General features: G+C 64.2%; 21 protein-coding genes. 7 read left to right on the top strand and 14 right to left on the bottom strand.

The window, feature by feature from the left end; genetic code table 11:
• Nucleotides 1–84: 84 nt before the first annotated feature.
• The 10 genes from JQ632_RS05080 to JQ632_RS05035 form a co-directional block, all read right to left on the bottom strand.
• Nucleotides 85–1,284, bottom strand: a complete 1,200-nt coding sequence (locus JQ632_RS05080; RefSeq protein ID WP_212401187.1) for a CaiB/BaiF CoA-transferase family protein — start codon at nt 1,282–1,284, stop codon at nt 85–87.
• A 127-nt stretch (nt 1,285–1,411) separates the two neighbouring features.
• A complete protein-coding gene (locus JQ632_RS05075) occupies nt 1,412–1,618 on the bottom strand; it encodes a hypothetical protein (RefSeq protein WP_212401186.1) in 207 nt (68 codons plus the stop codon).
• A 122-nt stretch (nt 1,619–1,740) separates the two neighbouring features.
• Entirely contained in the window at nt 1,741–2,910 is a 1,170-nt protein-coding gene (locus JQ632_RS05070; RefSeq protein ID WP_212401185.1) for an acetyl-CoA acetyltransferase, read from the bottom strand.
• A gap of 56 nt (nt 2,911–2,966) precedes the next feature.
• Nucleotides 2,967–3,617: a bifunctional 4-hydroxy-2-oxoglutarate aldolase/2-dehydro-3-deoxy-phosphogluconate aldolase gene (eda, locus tag JQ632_RS05065; RefSeq protein WP_212401184.1), complete on the bottom strand. Its 651-nt coding sequence runs from the start codon at nt 3,615–3,617 to the stop codon at nt 2,967–2,969.
• A 36-nt stretch (nt 3,618–3,653) separates the two neighbouring features.
• Nucleotides 3,654–4,622 carry a sugar kinase gene (locus tag JQ632_RS05060; protein WP_212401183.1) on the bottom strand — a complete coding sequence of 323 codons (969 nt, stop codon included), beginning with the start codon at nt 4,620–4,622 and terminating at the stop codon, nt 3,654–3,656.
• A gap of 59 nt (nt 4,623–4,681) precedes the next feature.
• Nucleotides 4,682–5,668, bottom strand: coding sequence for a D-erythronate dehydrogenase (gene denD, locus JQ632_RS05055; protein ID WP_212401182.1), 987 nt, complete (start codon nt 5,666–5,668; stop codon nt 4,682–4,684).
• Between the two features lie 65 nt (nt 5,669–5,733).
• Complete coding sequence (locus tag JQ632_RS05050; RefSeq protein ID WP_212401181.1) at nt 5,734–6,657, bottom strand: carbohydrate ABC transporter permease; 924 nt, start codon at nt 6,655–6,657, stop codon at nt 5,734–5,736.
• Nucleotides 6,650–7,606, bottom strand: coding sequence for a carbohydrate ABC transporter permease (locus JQ632_RS05045; protein ID WP_212401180.1), 957 nt, complete (start codon nt 7,604–7,606; stop codon nt 6,650–6,652). The genes JQ632_RS05050 and JQ632_RS05045 overlap by 8 nt, the downstream gene beginning before the upstream one ends.
• A 60-nt stretch (nt 7,607–7,666) precedes the next feature.
• Nucleotides 7,667–8,986 (bottom strand): ABC transporter substrate-binding protein, encoded by a 1,320-nt coding sequence (locus tag JQ632_RS05040; protein WP_212401179.1) that lies wholly within the window; start codon nt 8,984–8,986, stop codon nt 7,667–7,669.
• A gap of 32 nt (nt 8,987–9,018) precedes the next feature.
• A complete protein-coding gene (locus JQ632_RS05035; protein WP_212401178.1) occupies nt 9,019–10,086 on the bottom strand; it encodes an ABC transporter ATP-binding protein in 1,068 nt (355 codons plus the stop codon).
• Nucleotides 10,087–10,290: 204 nt separating this feature from the next.
• On the opposite strand from JQ632_RS05035, the gene JQ632_RS05030 reads away from it, so the two are divergent.
• The 7 genes from JQ632_RS05030 (at nt 10,291) to JQ632_RS05000 (ending at nt 16,605) form a co-directional block, all read left to right on the top strand.
• Nucleotides 10,291–11,358 (top strand): LacI family DNA-binding transcriptional regulator, encoded by a 1,068-nt coding sequence (locus tag JQ632_RS05030; protein WP_212401177.1) that lies wholly within the window; start codon nt 10,291–10,293, stop codon nt 11,356–11,358.
• Between the two features lie 178 nt (nt 11,359–11,536).
• Nucleotides 11,537–13,363: an IlvD/Edd family dehydratase gene (locus JQ632_RS05025; RefSeq protein WP_212401176.1), complete on the top strand. Its 1,827-nt coding sequence runs from the start codon at nt 11,537–11,539 to the stop codon at nt 13,361–13,363.
• Between the two features lie 135 nt (nt 13,364–13,498).
• A complete protein-coding gene (locus JQ632_RS05020) occupies nt 13,499–14,230 on the top strand; it encodes an SDR family oxidoreductase (RefSeq protein ID WP_212401175.1) in 732 nt (243 codons plus the stop codon).
• Between the two features lie 16 nt (nt 14,231–14,246).
• Nucleotides 14,247–14,993, top strand: a complete 747-nt coding sequence (locus JQ632_RS05015) for an SDR family NAD(P)-dependent oxidoreductase (RefSeq protein WP_212401174.1) — start codon at nt 14,247–14,249, stop codon at nt 14,991–14,993.
• A gap of 7 nt (nt 14,994–15,000) precedes the next feature.
• The gene (locus JQ632_RS05010; protein ID WP_212401173.1) at nt 15,001–15,393 is read left to right on the top strand and encodes a GFA family protein; all 393 of its coding nucleotides are present in this window, start codon (nt 15,001–15,003) and stop codon (nt 15,391–15,393) included.
• 42 nt (nt 15,394–15,435) lie between these two features.
• Nucleotides 15,436–16,116 carry a site-2 protease family protein gene (locus JQ632_RS05005; protein WP_212401172.1) on the top strand — a complete coding sequence of 227 codons (681 nt, stop codon included), beginning with the start codon at nt 15,436–15,438 and terminating at the stop codon, nt 16,114–16,116.
• Nucleotides 16,117–16,182: 66 nt separating this feature from the next.
• Nucleotides 16,183–16,605 carry a hypothetical protein gene (locus tag JQ632_RS05000; protein ID WP_212401247.1) on the top strand — a complete coding sequence of 141 codons (423 nt, stop codon included), beginning with the start codon at nt 16,183–16,185 and terminating at the stop codon, nt 16,603–16,605.
• Nucleotides 16,606–16,625: 20 nt separating this feature from the next.
• Here the strand turns inward: JQ632_RS05000 and JQ632_RS04995 are convergent, their stop codons facing one another.
• The 4 genes from JQ632_RS04995 to JQ632_RS04980 are packed head-to-tail and all read right to left on the bottom strand — an operon-like array spanning nt 16,626 to nt 19,527.
• Nucleotides 16,626–17,429 carry an energy transducer TonB gene (locus JQ632_RS04995; protein WP_212401171.1) on the bottom strand — a complete coding sequence of 268 codons (804 nt, stop codon included), beginning with the start codon at nt 17,427–17,429 and terminating at the stop codon, nt 16,626–16,628.
• 11 nt (nt 17,430–17,440) lie between these two features.
• Nucleotides 17,441–17,914 carry a TonB system transport protein ExbD gene (gene exbD, locus JQ632_RS04990; RefSeq protein WP_212401170.1) on the bottom strand — a complete coding sequence of 158 codons (474 nt, stop codon included), beginning with the start codon at nt 17,912–17,914 and terminating at the stop codon, nt 17,441–17,443.
• A gap of 3 nt (nt 17,915–17,917) precedes the next feature.
• Nucleotides 17,918–18,841, bottom strand: a complete 924-nt coding sequence (exbB, locus tag JQ632_RS04985; protein WP_212401169.1) for a tonB-system energizer ExbB — start codon at nt 18,839–18,841, stop codon at nt 17,918–17,920.
• Nucleotides 18,838–19,527, bottom strand: coding sequence for a Fe2+-dependent dioxygenase (locus JQ632_RS04980; protein ID WP_212401168.1), 690 nt, complete (start codon nt 19,525–19,527; stop codon nt 18,838–18,840). The genes exbB and JQ632_RS04980 overlap by 4 nt, the downstream gene beginning before the upstream one ends.
• Nucleotides 19,528–19,529: the final 2 nt, after the last annotated feature.

Here is a 19,529-nt window from a genome sequence, read left to right as displayed (position 1 = left end):
GCCACCATCGTGAGTATGGATTCCGGGCTCGCGACTTCGTCGCGCCCCGGAATGACGGATGAGAGAGTTGTCATCCCTGCCCTCCTACTTTGGCGGCGATCGGGTCACCCCGTCGCGCACCAGCGCCGCGATCTCGTCCACGGAGTAGCCGATCTCGCGCAGGATCTCGTCGCCATGCTCGTTGAGCCGCGGCGCCAGCCGGACCGGCTCGGCTTCGGTCTCCGACCAGGTCGCGGTGACTTTCATGCTGCGGATCGGGCCTTCAGTCGGATGATTGACGACCGGGAAGAAGTCCGTGGCGACGAGATGCTCGTCGCCCAAAATGGTCTGGAGGTCGTGCATGGGCATGACCGGCACGTCGGCCCTGGTGAGCAGATCGATCCACTCCGCCGTCGAGCGGGTCTCAAAGATGCGGGCGAGCTCGGCATAGACGAAGTCGATATTGGCGGCGCGGCCGGCGAAAGTGGCGAACCGCTTGTCGGCGCGCAAATCCTCGCGGCCGGTCGCCTCAAAGAAGTTTTCCCATTGCTTGTCGTTGTAGACGATGACGCTGAGATAGCCGTCTGATGTCTTGTAGGGCCTGCGGTCGCGCGAGAGGTGGCGGGCATAACCGCCCTTGTCGAGGGGCGGCTCGAAGGTGAGCCCGCCCATGTGATCGCCCATGACGAAGCCAGCCATGGTCTCGAACATGGGGATGTCGACGCGCTGGCCGCATCCGGTGCGGTCGCGATGCACGATGCTCGCGCAGATCGCGCCAACGGCGGTGAGGCCGACGATGCGATCGACCAGCGCATTCGGCACGTAGCGCGGCACGCCGTCGCCGGTCTGCGCCATCAAGGCGGGGAGCGCGGTAGCGCCCTGGATCAGGTCGTCATAGGCGGGCTTTGCCGCGTAAGGGCCATCCTGGCCAAAACCGAAGACGCCGGCATAGACCAGGCGCGGGTTGATTGCGGAGACCACGTCATAGCCGAGCTGGAGCCGCGCCATCGCCTGCGGCCGGACGTTGTAGACCAGGACGTCGGCGCCCCTGATCAGGCGCAGCACGGCCTCGCGGCCGGCCGGCTTCTTCAGGTCGAGGCAAATGCAGCGCTTGCTGCGGTTGGTGTTGAGGAACACCGGGCCCATGCCGGCATGCCGCATCGGGCCGATCTGGCGCGTGACGTCGCCGTCGAGCGATTCCACCTTGATGACGTCGGCGCCGTAGTCGCCCAGCATCTGGGTGGCATAGGGCCCCATCAGCACGGTGGTCATATCGATGACTTTGATGCCCTGCAGCGGCCCCATCGTTCTCTCCCGATTGCGCGGGCTCACGAGCGAGCCTGCGATTTCGGTCACCTAACGGCAGCGCTCCGTTGCGAGCAAGGGCGGCCGGCGTATGGCCGCATGCGCGGCGCGGACCGTGGCCATCAGCTCATTTCTTCTGGCGGGCTTCGCGGATCTTGAGCAGCCGTTCGAGCTCCTCGTTCTGCTGATTGATGCGGTCGGCGATGCGCGCCTCGTTCTGCTCGCCCGAAGCAGCGGCCGCCTGCTCGATGAGCTGCCGGATATTGCCCTCGAGGATCGCAATGCGATCGTTGAGTTCGTCCAGTGACAGCGAGGATCCATATTCAGTGCTCATGACGCATTCCCTGCAAATCAATCAGGAGCATTAAAGGTGGGCCGAGTGGCCCGACCATGATCTAACGCAAAGAAAAAGGGCGGGCACGGCGCTCTGCGCGCCTTTGCCCACCCCAGGCGACCTTACTTCAGCGGCTCAAGGATAGACACGTAGTTGGCGACGGCCGCGCCGCCCATATTGAAGATGCCGCCGAGCTTGGCGTTCTTGAGCTGCATCCCCTCGGGCGCCTGCCCCGCAAGCTGCATCGCGGTCATCACGTGCATGGAGACACCGGTGGCACCGATCGGGTGGCCCTTGGCCTTCAGCCCGCCGGATGGATTGACCGGCAGCTTGCCCTCTTTCAGCGTCCAGCCTTCCTTGATAGCGCGGGCGCCCTGCCCCTTCGGCGTCAGGCCCATCGCTTCATATTCGATCAGCTCGGCGACGGTGAAGCAGTCATGGGTCTCGACGAAGGAGAGATCGGACAGCGTGACGCCGGCCTTTTCCAGCGCGCGCTGCCAAGCGACCGTGCAGCCCTCGAACTGGAGGATGTCGCGCTTGGACATCGGCAAGAAGTCCTGGGCGTGGGCGGTGGCGCGGAAGCCGATCGACTTCGTCATGCCCTTCGCGGTCTCGGCATCCGCCAGCACCAGTGCCGCGGCGCCGTCGGAGACCAGCGAGCAGTCCGTCCGCTTCAAGGGACCGGCGACATAGGGGTTCTTCTCGCTCTCGGAGCGGCAGAAGTCGAAGCCAAAATCCTTGCGCATCTGGGCGAAGGGATTGGCGACGCCGTTCTTGTGGTTCTTGGCGGCGATCAGCGCCAGCGCATCGGACTGGTCGCCATACTTCTGGAAATAGCCGCTTGCGATCTTGCCGAACACGCCGGCGAAGCCGCCGACCGTATCGCCGTCCTCCGGCAGGTAGGACGCCTTGAGGAGGTTCTTGCCGATCTCGGGACCCGGCGTGCGCGTCATCTGCTCGACGCCGACCACCAGCACGATCTTGGCCGCACCGGCCGCGATTGCACGGATGCCCTGGTGGACAGCCGCCGAGCCCGTCGCGCAGGCGTTCTCGACCCGCGTCGCCGGCTTGAAGCGCAGTTGCGGGTCGGCCTGCAGCACCAGCGAGGCGGTAAAATCCTGCGGCGAGAAGCCGGCGTTGAAATGACCGAGCACGATCTCGTCGACGTCGGAGGCGGCAATGCCGGCGTCCGCGAGCGCCTCATTGGCGACGCGCGTGACGAGGCTTTCCACGGTTTCGGTATCGAATTTGCCGAACGGCGTATGCGCCCACCCGACGATGCTGGCCGTCATTGTTATTCTCCCTGGGTCTTTCCTGACCTAAGTCTTAGCCCAAGGATGGCAAGACTTCACCCGGCTTTGAGGCTTTTCAGGGTGCGCTGGCAGATGGCAGTTATGCCAGCCCAGTTCCCGGCCCGGACTTCCGCCGCCGGGCACAGCCAGGAACCGCCGACCGCCAGCACATTCGGCTCGGCGAGCCAGGTCGCCGCATTCGCCTCGCCGACGCCGCCGGTCGGGCAGAACCGCACGTTCGGAAAGGGTCCGCCCAGCGCCCGCAGGCCCTTGATGCCGCCGGCCTGCTCGGCCGGGAAGAATTTTGCAAGATCGCAGCCGAACGCCAGGGCCTGCATCAGCTCGGATGCGGTCGCAATGCCCGGGGCGAACGGCAAGGCGCTGCCGGCCGCGGCCTTCAGGAGTTCGGGCGTCCCGCCGGGGCTGATGCCGAATTTGGCGCCCAAGGCCTCGGCGCGCGCGAGATCGGCGGGGTTGAGGATCGTCCCGATGCCAACGATCGCCTCCGGCACGTCCGCGATCATCGCCTTCGCCGCGTCAGCCGCGACCGGGGTGCGCAGCGTCACCTCCAGCGTGCGCACGCCGCCTGCGACCAACGCGCGCGCCAGGGGCACGGCGTCCTCCAGGCGCTCGATCGTGAGCACGGGAATGACGGTCGCGGCCTTGAACAGTGCGGCGAGCTTTTCCTGTTTGGCGGTCATGGTCATGGTGCAGCAATCTTATCTGGAAGCTTATTTGGAAGCCTATTTAGACGCTTGGCGCGAGCTGGCCGAACGGTACCGCTTCTTCGGCGGCATGGCATAGGCCGGGATGATGGCGCCGGGATAGCAGATCACGAGACCGGCAAGACGATGGCCGGCATGCGCGGCCTCGACCGGGTCGGCGTCGGCGAGCCGGGCGGCGATGTAGGCTGCGGCAAAACTGTCGCCCGCGGCCGTGGTGTCGACCACCGGCTTCGTCACCGGCTCGGCCCTCACCTCGCTGGAGCCGCCGGGGAAGCGCAACAGGCTGACGGGCTCGGCGAGCCGCAGAACCAGCTCGGGCGCAGGAATGCGCGCCATGAGCTGGGCGTGGCTTTCGCCGGGATAGAGCGTGGTCATGTCCTCGGTCGAGCACAGGACGATGTCGGCGACCTCAAAAGCGGCAGCAAAAGCCCGGCGCGCGACGTCGAGGTCGGGCCAGCCCCGCGCGCGGAAATTGGTGTCGAACGCGAAGCGGGTGCCGAGCAGACGTGCGCGCTTCACCGCCGCCAGCAGGCGCTCGCGGCCGCTCTCGGTGTAGATCGAGAGCGTGATGGCCGAGAGATAGACGATGTTGTAGCCCATCAGCGAATTCAGGATCTCGTCCGTCTCCGGCACGTCCATCAGCCGGCGCGCGGCGGAGTTTTCGCGCCAGTGAAAGAACTGCCGCTCTCCCTTCGCATCGGTCTGGATCATGTAGAGGCCGGGCAGCTTGCCGGGCAGCCGCAGAACTCGCCGCGTGCCGACATTCTCCGCGGTCCAGGCCGCGATCATCTCGTCGCTCAGCGCATCGTCACCGAGCGCGGTAAGATAGTCGACCTTGACCTCGAGGCGAGCGAGATAGACGGCGGTGTTGAGCGTGTCGCCGCCAAAGCCGCGCGAATACAGGCCGCCGCCCTGCCCGGCGGACTGTCCGCCCTGGGCTTGCCGGAGCTCGATCATGCATTCGCCAATGCAGGCTACGTTCGCCATGGCTTCACCTGCGCCATTCAACAGATCACTTCAAGAGCGAAGCTTTAAGCGACCAACCTCTAGGCAACGAAGGTGCCGCCGAGCTCGTCTTCGATGTGAATGCGAATGATGTCGTCAAAAGTCTTTTCGGCGGTGGTGAAGCCGAGCTCGCGCGACCGCCGCGCATCGAAATTGCGCGGCCAGCCGCCGACGATGCCCACGATGAAGGGATCCGGCTCGCGCTTGATGCGCGCGGCGACTTTCTCGCCGGCGACCCGCTTCAAGGCCGCGATCTGCTCGCCGACGGTCGCCGACAGGCCTGGCATGGTGAGATTGCGGCGCGGGCCGACCGCGGCGAGATCCATCGTTCCGGCATGCAGCAGGAAGCCGACGGCCGAGCGCGGCGTCGCGTGCCAATGACGGACGTCCTCGGACACCGGCAGGACGGCTTCCTTGCCCGCGAGCGGCTCGCGCAGGATGTTGGAGAAGAAGCCGGATGCCGCCTTGTTGGGCAGGCCGGGCCGGATGCAGATGGTCGGCAACCGGATGCCGATGCCGTCCAGGAAGCCGCGGCGGGAATAATCGGCGAGCAGCAATTCGCCGATCGCCTTCTGCGTGCCGTAGCTCAAGAGCGGGGTGTGGAAGAACTCGTCGCCGATCGCCTCCGGGAACGGCGCGCCGAACACCGCGATCGACGAGGTGAACACAACGCGCGGCTTGTAGCCGCCCCCGGCAAGCCTGATGGCGTCGAGCAGCATCCGCGTGCCGTCGAGGTTGATGCGGTAGCCCTTGTCGAAATCGAGCTCGGCTTCGCCGGACACGATCGCGGCGAGATGGAAGATCACATCGGGGCGGCCGGCGATCAGCTTTTCGGCCGCGCCTGCTACTGCGAAATCGCCGAAGACGGTGTCGACGGGGAAGCCGGCCTTCTCCGGCTTCTTCGGCTCGACCACGTCGTGCATGGTGAGCCGCGTGATATCGCTCTTGCCGAGGCGGCCGTCGCGCAGCAAACGTTCGCACAATTTGCGGCCGACCATGCCGGCAGCGCCGAGAACCAGAATGTGCAAGAGCCAGACTCCTTCTTATTGGTCTTGAGCGCGCCGTCTCGACGCGAACTGTATCCGGCCCGCCATCATTCCTTCACCGCGCCGGTCATCGCCGACACATAATGCTCCACGAAGAAGGCGTAAAGGATAACCAGCGGCAGCGAGCCCGCCAGCGCACCCGCCATCAGCGAGCCCCACCGGTAGATGTCGCCGTCGACGAACTCGTTGACGATCGCGACGGGAACGGTCTTGTTGCTGACCGACTGCAGGAACGTCAGCGCGTAGATGAACTCGTTCCAGCACAACGTGAAGCAGAAGATGAAGGCCGAGATCAGCCCGGGGATCGCCAGCGGCAGCACGATCTTGATCAGGATCTGCCAGCGGCTTGCCCCGTCGATCAGCGCGCATTCCTCGAGCTCGAACGGGATGGTCTTGAAGTAGCCCATCAACAGCCATGTCGAGAACGGGATCAGGATGGTCGGATAGGTCAGGATCAGCGCCATCGGCGAGTCGAACAGGCCGTACTGGAACACGACGGTAGCGAGCGGAATGAACAGGATCGAGGGCGGCACCAGATAGGCCAGGAAGATCAGCCCGCCGACGAGGTTCGCACCCTTGTAGCGCAGGCGCACGATGGCATAGGCCGCGAGCACCGAGGCGATGATCGAGAGCACGGTCGCGCAGACCGCCACATACATCGTGTTCCAGAGCCAGTGCGGGTAGTAGCTGTCGAACAAGAGCTTGTAGAAGTGCTTGAAGGTCGGATTCCAAGTCCAGAACGGGCTGTAGGTCTCAAGGTCGATCAACTGCTCGTCCGGTTTGATCGACGTCAGCGCCATCCAGTAGAACGGAAACAGCAGGATGACGACGATGATCGAGAGCGGCAGATAGAGCGTCACGACGCGCCGCGGCACCGACTGGAGATAGCTCATGCCTTCGCTGTTATCGACGCGCGCTGGCGTCGACAGGACGGTCTTGAGATCGACTTTCGAGGCAGGAAGATCAGTCATTGCTCTCTCCCTGTTGCCACTTTCTGCGCTGCAAGCCGAACCAGGAGATCATGATTGCGGCAAGCAAGAATGGAATCATGGCGCTGGAGATCGCGGCTCCCTCGCCGAGTTGCCCGGCGATGATCGCGCGTTGATAGGACAAGGTCGCCATCAGGTGGGTGGCGTTGACCGGGCCGCCGCGGGTCATCGCCCAGATGAGCTGGAAGTCGGTGAAGGTGAACAGGACCGAGAAGGTCATGACAACGGCGATGATCGGCGTCAGCAAGGGATAGGTGATGTACCGGAAGTTCTGCCAGCTCGTCGCGCCGTCGAGCGTTGCGGCTTCGTACAGCGACGGCGACACGGTCTGGAGGCCGGCGAGCAGCGTGATCGCCACGAACGGCACGCCGCGCCAGATGTTGGCGAAGATCACGCAGATCCGCGCCCATGTCGCGTCGCCCAGGAAGTTGATGTTCTGGCTGATCAGGCCGAGATGCTTCAGCGACCAGGAGATGATCGAGAATTGGGAGTCGAAGATCCACCAGAAGGCTAGCGCGGAGAGCACCGTCGGCACGATGAAGGGGATCAAGACCATCGCGCGCAACATCGCCTTGAACGGCATGTTCTCGTTGAGGAGCAGCGCGAGATAGAGCCCGATCGCGAATTTGATGGCGCTCGCGAGGAAGGTGTAGAGCAGCGTGTTGAAGACCGACAGCCAGAAGATGGAATCGTCCCACAGCCACTCGTAGTTCTCGGTGGCGACGAAATGCCCGACCCGGCCGATCCGGGTGTCGGTAAAGGACAGCCAGATGCCCAGGCCCAACGGATAGGCCAGGAAGAAGATCAGGAAGGCCATGGCCGGCAACATGAACCAGAGGCCAAGCCAATTGCGGTTGTGCTTGAGCTGGTCCCAGGCGCTCGCCTCGCGAAATTGAGGCTTGGCCCGGGGAGCAACTGCGATATCAGCCATGCCCGACATCCCTGATCAAGTGTTAATGAGCGGGCGGCCGAAACCGCCCGCCCCGCGACCTTAGCGATAGATGCGCTTCAACTGCCGTTCGGCTTCCGCCACCGAGGACTTGGCATCCTTGGCACCGGTGCAGTAGTTGGCGAACATATCGACCACGATGAAGTCGGCGATCGCGGTCGCCGCCTTCTCGCCCGGCGTGCCGATGCCGGAAGCCGGCAGCGCGCGCTTCGAAGCCTGGGAGAACACCGCATTCTTTGGATCGGCGGTCCAGACCGGCGCACTTTCGTAGGCATTGAGCGTGTGGGTGAGATAGCCCCGCGCACCCGTCAGCCACTTCTCGAAGTTCTCCTTCTCCAGCATGAAGGCGATGAAGGCCTTCGCAGCGTTCGGATACTTCGTGAAGTTGAAGGCCAGGATCGGCACGCAGAGCTGCAGTTCGGTCGGCTTGCCGACCGGACCCACCGGCCACAGCGCGTGATAGGTGTCTTCCGCCAGCTCTTTCTTGGTCGGGTCGTCCTTGGCGGCGATGTAGATCGAGATGCCATTCAGGGTGCAATACAATTCGCCGGCGAGGAACGCCTTGTTGTTGGATGAGTCGTTCCAGGAGGCGACGCCGGGAATGAAGGTCTCCGACAGCGCCTTGACGTATTCCAGCGCCTTGATGGTCTCCGGCGAGTTGATGATGACCTTGTCATCCTTGTCGACGGTGTAGGCACCGTGACCCCAGAGCATCCCGTGCAGCCAGCCATTGGCGTCGCCGCTGGCGTGGCCGAGCGCCAGGCCGGCGGGCGTGTTGTTCGCCTTGAGCGCCTTGCACATTTCAAGGAAGCCCGGGAAATCCTTCGGGAACTCTTTGAAGCCAGCCTTGTCGGTCGCCGACTTGCGGTAGGTGTAGTAGCCGCCGACCGTGGCGACGGGAATGCCGAGCCAGTCATTGCCCTGCTTGCAGGTGCGCGCTGCGGCATCGGTCCAGCCGCCGTATTTGTTGCCGAGGTAGTCGGCAACGTCGTTCATCTTGAGGACCTTGGTCGGGAAGAGCTGCGGCAGCGTGTGCAGACCCCAGGCCAGGTCGAGACCGGAGCCGGTGTTGGCGGCGACCGAGGCCTTTGGCTGCACGTCCTCGAAGGACTCGCTGAACACGTTCATCTCGGTGCCGGTCGCGGCCTTGAACGCTGCAACCATGGCATTGAACGCCTCGTCTTCCGCCGGCACGAAGCGCTTCCAGCGCATCACCGTCAGCTTGGCGCCCGGCTCGGCCTTCCACGGCGCGTCCGCCGCCCAGGCTTTTGCGAATTCGAACAGTGCCGGCCCAGTCAGTGCGCCGGTGGCAGCCAGCGCCGTTCCGCCTTGAAGCAATGCCCGGCGGGTAAAGTCTTGCATGTCATCCTCCCTGTGATGCTTTTTAGTCTGCCTTATGCATTGAGCCGTTTGCCCGTCGCATCGTCGAACAGATGGACGAGCGACGGATCGGGCTTCAACCGGATCTTGTCGCCCGGATTGAACTGGTGGCGCTCGCGGAAGACGGCGACGACCTGCTCGCCGCCGAGCTTGGCAAACACCTGCGTTTCCGAGCCGGTCGGCTCGACCACGATGATCTCGGCCTCGGCGCCGTCATCGGCGATGGTGAAGTGCTCGGGCCGGATGCCGTAGACCGCGGGCTGACCGTCGGAGGCAGTTGGCGCGGTCTTCAGTGGCAGCTTGACGCCGTTCGGCCCCTCGAAGCTGGCGACGCCGTTCGACCGAACTTTGCCCTTGAGGAAGTTCATCGCGGGCGAGCCGATGAAGCCCGCAACGAACTGGTTGGCTGGCTTGTCGTAGAGCTCGAGCGGCGAGCCCATCTGCTCGACGATGCCGTCATGCATGACGACGATCTTGTCGGCCATCGTCATGGCCTCGATCTGGTCGTGGGTGACGTAGACGGTGGTCGTCTTCAGCCGCTGATGCAGCTCCTTGATCTCGGTGCGCATGGCAACGCGCAGCTTGGCGTCGAGATTGGACAGCGGCTCGTCGAACAAGAACACCTGCGGATCGCGCACGATCGCGCGGCCCATGGCGACGCGCTGGCGCTGGCCGCCCGAAAGCTGGCGCGGATAACGTTCGAGCAACGGTGCGAGCGCGAGGATCTCGGCGGCGCGCTTCACGCGCTTGCCGATCTCGTCCTGGCTTGCGCCGCGCAGCTTGAGCGAGAAGCCCATGTTGTCGGCGACCGTCATGTGCGGATAGAGCGCGTAGTTCTGGAACACCATTGCAATGTCCCGCTCCTTCGGCTGGACATTGTTGACCACGCGATCGCCGATCGAGATCGTGCCTGAGGTGATGTTCTCGAGACCGGCGAGCATGCGCAGCAGGGTGGACTTGCCGCAGCCGGAGGGGCCGACCAGCACGACGAATTCGCCATCCTCGATCGGAACGGTCACGCCGTGCAGGACCTCAAAATTGCCGAACGATTTCCGCACGTCGCGGATTTGCACAGACGACATCTAGCTCCCTCCTCATGGATCGCGACGCCGATCAAGCGCCGCTACCGTCTTGTTTTTCTGAAACTTCGCCGAGCGAAGCCCGAGTGTAGCGGGCGGCATTGTCGGCAGTTTGTGCGGTTTTTGCAATTTGTCTTTGGTTAGTCTGGTCTGGTAGCGCTGTCAATGTTCCTTTGTTTGCACAGAGGCCTGTGGTATGAGCAGCAAATGGGACGAAAACGCACCAAGTCTGGCAAGATCCGGCTGGCGGAAGTCGCCGAGCTCGCGGGTGTCAGCCCCATTACCGCGTCCCGCTTCTTCAGAAATCCGGAGGCGCTGTCGGTCGCCAAGCGCGCGCGAGTCGAGAGCGCCGCCAAAGAATTGGGTTATGTGCCGAATCTCGCGGCGCGTGCACTTGCATCGCAGCGCACGGAAGTGATCGGCGTCCTCATTCCCTCCTTGACCAACAACGTGTTCTCCGACGTACTGCGCGGCATCTACGATGCGTCCGAAGGCAGCCGCTACTCGATCCAGCTCTCCAACACCCGCTACAGCATCCTCCAGGAAGAAAAGCTCCTGCGCCTGTTTCTTGCGCAGAAGCCGGCCGGGCTGATCGTCACCGGGATCGACCAGACCGCCGAATCGCGAGCGATGCTGGAGGCCGCCGATTGTCCGATCGTGCAGATCATGGAGATCGGCCCCAATCCCGTCGACATGATGATCGGCTTTTCCCACTATGATGCGGCGCGCGCGGCCGTTGCGCATCTCTACGCGCAGGGCTGTCGCAAGATCGGATTTGTCGGCGCACGGATGGACCCGCGGGTGCAGCGGCGGCTGGACGGCTATGTCTCGGCCATGAAGGACGCCGCGCTGTTCGACCAGCGGCTGGTCGTCACGACGGCGACGCCCACCTCGGTCACCCTCGGCGGGACATTGTTCACCGACCTCTTGGCGCGGCAGCCGGACATGGACGCGGTGTTCTGCGCCAATGACGACCTTGCGCTCGGCGTGCTGTTCGAGTGCCGCAGGCGCGAGATCGCGGTACCGGCACAGATCGCGATAGTGGGCTTCAATGATCTCGAATTCATGGCCTCCGCCGTGCCGACGCTCACGAGCGTGCGCACCAATCGCTATGAGATGGGCAAGACTGCTGCCACAATGCTGATCGACGCGATCGACGGACGGCGTCCCGAGCAGCCGGTGCTCGATCTCGGATTCAAGGTGATCGAGCGCCAAAGCTCGGTGCTCCGGCGCCCGGACAGCCAGCCGGCGGTTTCCGGAATGTTGGCCGGATGAACAAAATGATAGCGTTACCAAGCGGTCATGATTAGTATCGAGCTTGTGAGGAAACGATCCGCCGACAGGCCCGTCGCAGTCACGCGCCGGCGCCGTTGGGCATCGCACAAGCCGAACGCCTGAGAGCCATGAGCCTTTAGGCCCAAGCGCCCGCGCGTTTGCATTGCAGGAGACACCAATGACAACAAACAAGACCAACGGGCAGCACCCCGCCACATCAGGCAAGCGGCGGCTTCGCTCCAAGGAGTGGTTCGACAATCCACATAATCCGGGCATGACCGCGCTCTACATGGAGCGCTACCTCAATTTCGGGCTCACCCGCGAGGAATTGCAGTCCGGCAAGCCGATCATCGGCATCGCGCAGACCGGCAACGACCTCTCCCCCTGCAACCGTCACCATATCGACCTGGCGCACCGGGTCCGCGAGGGCATCCGGATGGCCGGCGGCATCGCGATGGAATTCCCGACCCACCCGATTCAAGAGACCGGCAAGCGGCCGACCGCGGCACTTGACCGCAACCTCGCCTATCTCGGCCTGGTCGAGATCCTGTTCGGCTATCCCCTCGACGGCGTGGTGCTGACGACCGGCTGCGACAAGACGACGCCCGCCCTCATGATGGCAGCGGCGACCGTCAACCTGCCGGCGATCGTGCTGTCGGGCGGCCCGATGCTCAACGGCTGGCATGGCGGCGAGCGCACCGGCTCGGGCACCATCGTCTGGAAGTCCCGCGAGCGGCTCGCCGCGGGCGAGATCGACTACGAAGAATTCATGGAGATCGTGGCCTCGTCGGCGCCGTCGGTCGGCCACTGCAACACCATGGGCACCGCCTCGACCATGAACGGGCTGGCGGAAGCGCTCGGCTTCTCGCTACCGGGCTGCGCGGCAATCCCTGCGCCCTATCGCGAGCGCGGCCAGATCGCCTACGAGACCGGAAAACGCATCGTCGAGATGGTGTGGGAAGATCTGAAACCCTCTGACATCCTGACCCGCAAGGCGTTCGAGAACTGCATCGTGGTGAACTCGGCGATTGGCGGCTCGACCAACGCGCCAATCCACATCAACGCGCTGGCGCGCCATATCGGCGTGGAGCTGTCGATCGACGACTGGCAGAGGTTCGGCCATGACGTGCCGCTGCTCGTCAACATGCAGCCGGCCGGCTTCTATCTCGGCGAGGAATTTCATCGCGCAGGCGGCGTGCCGGCGGTGGTGCGCGAACTCATGAAGCACAAGCGCATCCACGAGGACGCGCTGACGGTCAACGGCCGCGGCATCGGCGAGAACTGCAAGGAAGCGCCAAAACCCGACAACGACGTGATCTGGGCTTACGACAAGCCGCTGGTGAAGGACGCCGGATTCCTGGTGCTGCGCGGTAATTTGTTTGACTCCGCGATCATGAAGACCAGCGTGATCTCCAAGGAGTTCCGCGATCGCTACTTGAGCAACCCGAAAGACCTCAACGCCTTCGAGGGACGCGCCATCGTGTTCGAGGGGCCGGAGGACTATCACGAGCGGATCGACGATCCCTCCCTCGACATCGACGAGCGCTGCGTGCTGTTCATCCGCGGCACCGGTCCGATCGGCTATCCCGGCGGCGCCGAGGTCGTGAACATGCAGCCGCCGGCGGCGCTGATCAAACGCGGCATCCTGTCCCTGCCCTGCATCGGCGACGGCCGGCAGTCGGGCACCTCGGGCTCGCCCTCGATCCTCAATGCCTCGCCCGAAGCCGCCGCCGACGGCGGGCTCGCGATCCTCAGGACCGGCGACAAGGTGCGCGTCGACCTCAACAAGGGCAGCGCCAACATCCTGATCTCGGACGACGAGGTGAAGAAGCGCCACGCCGAGTTGAAGGCCAGTGGCGGCTTCAAGCATCCGCCGAACCAGACGCCGTGGCAGGAGCTCTATCGCAACACCGTCGGCCAGCAGTCGACCGGCGCCTGCATGGAGCTCGCCACGCGCTACCAGAACGTCGCCGGCACGTTTGGCGTCGCACGGGATAACCACTGAGTTAGCTACGCGTAGCCCGGATGGAGCGTAGCGCAATCCGGGGTCACCATCCGCGAACGCGGTATCCCGGATTACGCTGGCGCTCCATCCGGGCTACGGCGCTACGGCAATAAAGAAGTCGAGGAGAACAAGAAAATGCCAGATCGCCTCAAGGGCAAACGCGCTGTCGTCACCGCTGCCGCGGCAGGCATCGGTCGAGCCTGCGCCATCGCGTTTGCGCGTGAGGGCGCAACCGTGATCGCCACCGACATCAATGAAGGCGGCATCGCCACCTTGACCAAGGACGGCATCGCCGAAACCGCAAAACTAGACGTTCGCAACACCGCCGACGTCAACGCCTTCGCCAAGCGCATCGGCAAGATCGACATCCTGCTCAATGCGGCCGGCTTCGTCCACCACGGCACCATTTTGGAGTGCTCGGAAGAAGACTTTGATTTTTCGTTCGACCTCAACGTCAAATCCATGCACCGGACCATCAGGGCGTTTCTGCCGGCGATGATCGCGGGCGGCGGCGGCAGCATCGTCAACATCTCGTCCTGCGCGGCGTTGCGGCCGCCGGCCAACCGCTACGTCTACAGCGCGTCAAAGGCCGCGGTGTCGCTACTCTCGCGCGCGGTCGCGCTCGATTTCATCACGCAGGGCATCCGCTGCAACAGCATCTGCCCCGGCACGGTCGAGACCCCCTCGATGCTCGACCGCGCCGCCGCCCAGGGTCCGCAGGGCAAGGAGATGTTCATCTCCCGCCAGAAGATGGGCCGGCTGGGCACCGCGGATGAAATCGCCAACATGGCGATTTATCTCGCGAGCGACGAAAGCGCGTTCACCACCGGCGTCGACCTCGTCGTCGACGGCGGCTACATGCTCTGACGCTCGGGGAGCAAGCATGAACAAGATCGATCTCAACGGACGCGCGGCGGTCGTCACCGGTGGTGCGCAGGGCTTTGGTCGAGCCATCGCCGAGCGCTTCGTCGCGTCAGGCGCAAAGGTCGCGATCTGGGATTTTGACCAGGCCCTCGCCGAGAAGACCGCCAAGGCGATCGGCGACAGCGCGATCGTGGTCAAGGTCGACGTCTCCGACGCCGCTTCCGTCGATGCCGCGCGTGACGCGACGCTGAAGGCATTCGGCAAGATCGACATCCTGGTCAACAACGCCGGCATTGCCGGCATCAACAAGACCGTTTGGGAAACCGATCTCGAGGAATGGCGCAAGGTGATGCGCATTAATCTCGACGGTCCCTTCATCTGCTGCAAGGCGATCGTGCCCGCCATGCTGAAGCAGAAATACGGGCGCATCGTGAACATCGCCTCGATCGCCGGCAAGGAAGGCAATCCGAATGCGGCGCACTACTCGGCGTCAAAGGCCGGCTTGATCGCGCTGACGAAATCGCTGGGCAAGGAGCTCGCCCAGCACGACATCCTGGTCAACGCGGTGACGCCCGCCGCCGCCAAGACCGCGATTTTCGATCAGCTCACCCAGCAGCACATCGACTTCATGCTGTCGAAGATTCCGAAGGGCCGCTTCGTGCTGGTCGAGGAGTTGGCCGCGATGGTCGCCTGGCTGTCGTCCGAGGATTGCGGGTTTTCCACCGGCGCCGTGTTCGACATTTCCGGCGGCCGTGCCACCTATTGAGGGCGTCATGATCAGAGAAGGCGGATGCCTGTGCGGTGCTGTCAGGTACAAGGCGCAAGGCGAGCCGCTCAACGTTCGCGTCTGCCATTGCCGCAACTGCCAGAAGGCGATGGGCTCGCCGTTCTTCGCCCGCGCGCTGTTCCCGCAGACCACGCTGTCAGTCGAAGGCGAAACCGGCCGCTATCCGACGTCGGAGCGCATCGACCGCGTGTTCTGCAAGCAATGCGGCACGCGGCTGTTCTCCTGGCGGCGCGACGGTTCCGCCGCGGGTGTTGCGCTGGCAACCTTCGATGACCGCAACGCCTTTGCACCTTCAGAGCACATCTGGGTGCAGGAAAAGCTCAACTGGCTGAAGTTCGACGACGGCCTGCCGCAGCACCCGACGACCATTCCCTCGTGACCGCGCCGTGCTAAGGTGCCGGCGTCCGGGAATCCTTATCGCGTGAATATCACCCTTTACGATCTGTCCGTCTGGGTCTTGCCGCTGGTGATCGCCATCACCTTCCACGAGGCCGCGCACGGTTTCGTGGCGCATCAGCTCGGCGACAACACGGCCTGGCAGCTCGGCCGCGTCAGCTTCAACCCGCTGCGGCACATCGACCCGTTCGGCACCGTGCTGCTGCCGGCGATGCTGCTATTCGCGCATTCGCCGTTCCTGTTCGGCTACGCCAAGCCGGTGCCGGTCAATTTTCGCAACCTCAACAATCCCAAGCTCGACATGGTCTGGGTGGCGCTCGCCGGCCCCGCCACCAACATTTTGCTGGCGCTCGCGGCGGCGCTGGCCTTTCACGCCCTGCCCTTGGCGCCGGCGACCTCCGCAAAGTGGATCGCCGACAATCTCAAGAACGCGCTCTTGATCAACGCGGTGCTGGCGGTCTTCAACATGATGCCGATACCGCCGCTCGACGGTGGACGGGTCGCGGTCGGCCTCTTGCCCCGACCGCTCGCTCTGCCGCTGGCGCGGCTCGAGCCGTTCGGCATGCTGATCCTGATCGGGCTCCTGATCCTGCTGCCGCTGGCCGGTTCGCAGTTCGGTCTAAATCTTGATGTTATTTCTGCAATACTGCGAACGTTGACCGGATATGTGATTCAGGTGGTTCTCCTCCTGACCGGCAATGCGTAGTTGAAGTGACTGGATTTTGACGCCACACCCGAAGGGCCCGAGGCCAATTTGGTCAAAGCTGCCGACATGCTGATCGCGCGACGGGCCGACACCCGCGCCCGCGCCGATTTTGCCACCTGGAAGATGATGGCGAAGCTCAATGGCTTTTCGGCATTACCGCCCGAGGCCCAGAATTTCCTCGCGGGCTACAAGACGCTTCTGGAGCGGATGGGCGAGGATGACGCGACCGAGGCCACTATCACCGAGGTCTACAAGGCCTATTATGCCGAGATGGGTGGCGGCGGAACTCCGCCTGACGTTCGTCCGCGGACCAGCGAGCCGGTGACGGACAATGTTACCGCCTTCCGGAGGCCGTCGCCCAAGCCCAAGCCGTCGAACCGGTTCGGGGGCAACTCGATCGGGAACTCCGCAAGGCGGCCGCTTCCGGTGGCGCTGATTTTTGCCTGCCTGGTCGTGGTCTACGTCGCGATCCGCATGCTCTGGAAATAGCCGGCGGGACCGGCAGCGGCTCAACCGTTCTTCTTTTTCTGCTCGTCTCTGAAAATCACCGGCAGCCTGAAGCTGAAGGTCTCCTCGGTCAGGGCGGCTGGCGGCTGGGGCACCGGGTCGGAGCGCCGGACCATGGAGATCGCCTCGCGGTCGTAGGCCTGATCGCCGGAGGATTCGGCGATCTCGACCGAAACGATGTTGCCGCGGCGGTTGAGGACCACGCTCACGGTCACCGTCGCCTTGCCCTTCTTTTCCTTGGGATAGCGCAAGTGCTGCTGGAAATAGGCGCTGATCTTGCGGCCCCACTCGGCGGTGAGCTGCAACGCGTCCTTGCCGATGCCGATCACCGGCGCCTTGGCCTTGTCGGACTCGCGCGCATTCTCGTCGAGCGTTTGCCGGGCCGTCTCGAGCTGGGCATGGGACTCGTCCGACGCTGGGGTCTCGATCGCGGCGACCTTCGGCTCATCTTCCTTCGGTTTCTTGGAGTCGTTCTGGGTGACGATCCGGTCGGGATCTTCCGCCTCGTTCGGCCGGTCCTTCGGAAGCTCGGTTTCCTTGACCTCCGCTTTCTGCTCGGTCAGTTGCGGCGATTCCTGTGCGGCCTCGGTGTCGGGTCCGGGGGGCAGGTCGTAGTCGACCACCTTGGGCGAGGCCATCTCGACTGCGAATTCCGCGCCGCTCGCGCCCAGGCCATCATTGCCATCATTGGACGGCAGATGGGCGATTGCAAGCGCCGCGCCGCCGAGATGCAGCGCAAGCGCTGTCACGGCGGCGGCGATCCATAGCCGCTTGGGTGACTTTGGCTCGTGCTCGAGGTCGGACATGGCTTCGCGTCTTACGGCTTTGCGGCTTCCGCCGCCGGAGCCGGTGCAGCTCCAGCCGGCACCCCTTCGAGGGCAACCAGCTTGACCTTAGAATACCCCCCCGAACGCAGAATCTCCATGATGCCCATCAGCTCGCCATAGGGCACGGACTTGTCGGCACGCAGGAAGACGTATTTGTCCTTGGTCATGTCGGCGAGGCCATCGAGCGCGGTGACCAGCTCGGCGCGCCGGACCGGATCCTCGCCGATCGCCAGCGTCAGATCGGACTTGATGCTGACATAGGTCGGCTTGTCCGGCTTCTTCTGCGGCGTCGCGCTCGAGGTCGGCAGGTCCACGGGCAGATCGACCGTCGACAGCGGTGCGGCGACCATGAAGATGATCAAGAGCACCAGCATGACGTCGATGAAGGGCGTGACGTTGATCTCGTGCGTCTCGGCGAAGTCCGCATCGTCGTCCAGATCGTTATCGGCGATCGAAGCGCCCATCGCCTACTCCGCCGCTGCGCGCGAATGCACGCTGCCATGGCTGCGGTCGAGATCCCTCGACAACAGGCGCGCCGACACTCCCGAGGCGCGATTGACGAGCTCGAGATAGCCCTTCGTCAGGCGCGAGAAGTGATTGTAGATAATGACGGCCGGGATCGCCGCGACGAGGCCGATCGCGGTGGCGAGCAAGGCTTCGGCGATGCCGGGCGCGACGACCGCGAGATTCGTCGTCTGCGACTTCGAGATGCCGATGAAGCTGTTCATGATGCCCCAGACGGTTCCGAACAGGCCGACAAAGGGCGACGTCGCGCCGATGGTCGCAAGCACGCCCATGCCGATGCGGATGCGTCGCGACTCCGCTCGCACGATCTCGGCAAAGCTCGAGGCCGCGCGTTCCTTGATACCGGCATCGCTGGAGATGCCCGCCGACATCCGCGCCTCGCGCATGGCGGCCGCGAGCAAGGACGGCAAAATGCCCTCCTTGGTGCCGAGCGCAAACTGCGCCTCGGCAAGCGACCTGGACTCGGCGATCTTCTTCAGAGCCGAACGCAGCTTGCGCTGCATGACCGACAGCTCGATCGACTTCGCAATGAAGACGGTCCAGGTCACGAGTGACGCGAAGGCGAGCCCGATCATGACGGCCTTCACGACGACGTCCGCCGACATGAACATCGACCAGGGCGACAGCTCCTTCATCAGGGGCGCGGTCGATTTCACAGAAGCCGCCTCAGCCGCCGGAACCGCGGGCGCGGCGACGGTCGGAGCCGGAGACGCCGCTGGCGCCGGCGCCGGATTGGCCGCCGGCTGCGAGGTCACGGGCGGAGCCTGAGGGGCCGTTTGCTGCTGCGCCGCAACCGGCTGCGCCAGCCACGCAGCCGCCAGCGCCAGGGCTGCGGCAAGGCTCGCTCGGAGGAAAATCGACTTCATACTTCGGCCCAGCTGCGAATGAGGTTGTGATAAATACCCGTCAATTTGACCGTTTCGGGGTCGTCGCGTCCAAGCCGCCCCGCCAGCGCCTGGATGGCGGTGTCGAGGTCGTAGATCAGGCTGCGGGCTTGGTCATCCCGTATCATGCTCTGCAACCAGAAGAAAGACGCGACCCTTGCGCCCCGCGTCACCGGCGTGACGAGGTGCAGGCTGGTCGAGGGATAAAGCACGCAGTCGCCGGCCGGCAACTTCACTTCGTGCGAACCGTAGGTGTCCTCGATCACAAGTTCGCCACCGTCGTACTCCTCCGGCTCCGCCAGGAACAGCGTGACCGAGAGGTCGGTGCGGATGCGAAGCCCGGTCAGCCGATCACCGCGGATCGCATTGTCGACGTGGAGGCCGAAATGATGCCCGCCGCTCGCCGCATAGCGGTTGAACAGCGGCGGGAAGATCTGCAGTGGGATCGCCGCCGACAGGAACTGCGGATTCGACGTCAGCGCCGAGATGATCCGGTTGCCGAGTTTTCGCGCGACCTCGCCATCCGGCGGCAATTGCTCGTTGCGCTTGACCATGGCCGATTGCGCGCCGGCCGTGGAACGGCCGTCTTCCCACTCGCTGGCGTCCATGATGCGGCGGAACTCCGCCACATCATGTTTGCTCAGGACGCCCGGTACGCATGTCAGCATGA

Source organism: Bradyrhizobium liaoningense, assembly GCF_018130955.1.
In the GTDB taxonomy this organism is placed as follows: domain Bacteria; phylum Pseudomonadota; class Alphaproteobacteria; order Rhizobiales; family Xanthobacteraceae; genus Bradyrhizobium; species Bradyrhizobium liaoningense_C.
This window is presented reverse-complemented; position numbering and strand designations above follow the sequence as displayed.

Coding starts and splice junctions, on each gene's coding strand:
- JQ632_RS05080 (WP_212401187.1), bottom strand. CDS start 1,284: ATGGGGCCGCTGCAGGGCATCAAAGTCATCGATATGACCACCGTGCTG.
- JQ632_RS05075 (WP_212401186.1), bottom strand. CDS start 1,618: ATGAGCACTGAATATGGATCCTCGCTGTCACTGGACGAACTCAACGAT.
- JQ632_RS05070 (WP_212401185.1), bottom strand. CDS start 2,910: ATGACGGCCAGCATCGTCGGGTGGGCGCATACGCCGTTCGGCAAATTC.
- eda (WP_212401184.1), bottom strand. CDS start 3,617: ATGACCATGACCGCCAAACAGGAAAAGCTCGCCGCACTGTTCAAGGCC.
- JQ632_RS05060 (WP_212401183.1), bottom strand. CDS start 4,622: ATGGCGAACGTAGCCTGCATTGGCGAATGCATGATCGAGCTCCGGCAA.
- JQ632_RS05050 (WP_212401181.1), bottom strand. CDS start 6,657: ATGACTGATCTTCCTGCCTCGAAAGTCGATCTCAAGACCGTCCTGTCG.
- JQ632_RS05045 (WP_212401180.1), bottom strand. CDS start 7,606: ATGGCTGATATCGCAGTTGCTCCCCGGGCCAAGCCTCAATTTCGCGAG.
- JQ632_RS05040 (WP_212401179.1), bottom strand. CDS start 8,986: ATGCAAGACTTTACCCGCCGGGCATTGCTTCAAGGCGGAACGGCGCTG.
- JQ632_RS05035 (WP_212401178.1), bottom strand. CDS start 10,086: ATGTCGTCTGTGCAAATCCGCGACGTGCGGAAATCGTTCGGCAATTTT.
- JQ632_RS05030 (WP_212401177.1), top strand. CDS start 10,291: ATGGGACGAAAACGCACCAAGTCTGGCAAGATCCGGCTGGCGGAAGTC.
- JQ632_RS05025 (WP_212401176.1), top strand. CDS start 11,537: ATGACAACAAACAAGACCAACGGGCAGCACCCCGCCACATCAGGCAAG.
- JQ632_RS05020 (WP_212401175.1), top strand. CDS start 13,499: ATGCCAGATCGCCTCAAGGGCAAACGCGCTGTCGTCACCGCTGCCGCG.
- JQ632_RS05015 (WP_212401174.1), top strand. CDS start 14,247: ATGAACAAGATCGATCTCAACGGACGCGCGGCGGTCGTCACCGGTGGT.
- JQ632_RS05010 (WP_212401173.1), top strand. CDS start 15,001: ATGATCAGAGAAGGCGGATGCCTGTGCGGTGCTGTCAGGTACAAGGCG.
- JQ632_RS05000 (WP_212401247.1), top strand. CDS start 16,183: ATGCTGATCGCGCGACGGGCCGACACCCGCGCCCGCGCCGATTTTGCC.
- JQ632_RS04995 (WP_212401171.1), bottom strand. CDS start 17,429: ATGTCCGACCTCGAGCACGAGCCAAAGTCACCCAAGCGGCTATGGATC.
- exbD (WP_212401170.1), bottom strand. CDS start 17,914: ATGGGCGCTTCGATCGCCGATAACGATCTGGACGACGATGCGGACTTC.
- exbB (WP_212401169.1), bottom strand. CDS start 18,841: ATGAAGTCGATTTTCCTCCGAGCGAGCCTTGCCGCAGCCCTGGCGCTG.
- JQ632_RS04980 (WP_212401168.1), bottom strand. CDS start 19,527: ATGCTGACATGCGTACCGGGCGTCCTGAGCAAACATGATGTGGCGGAG.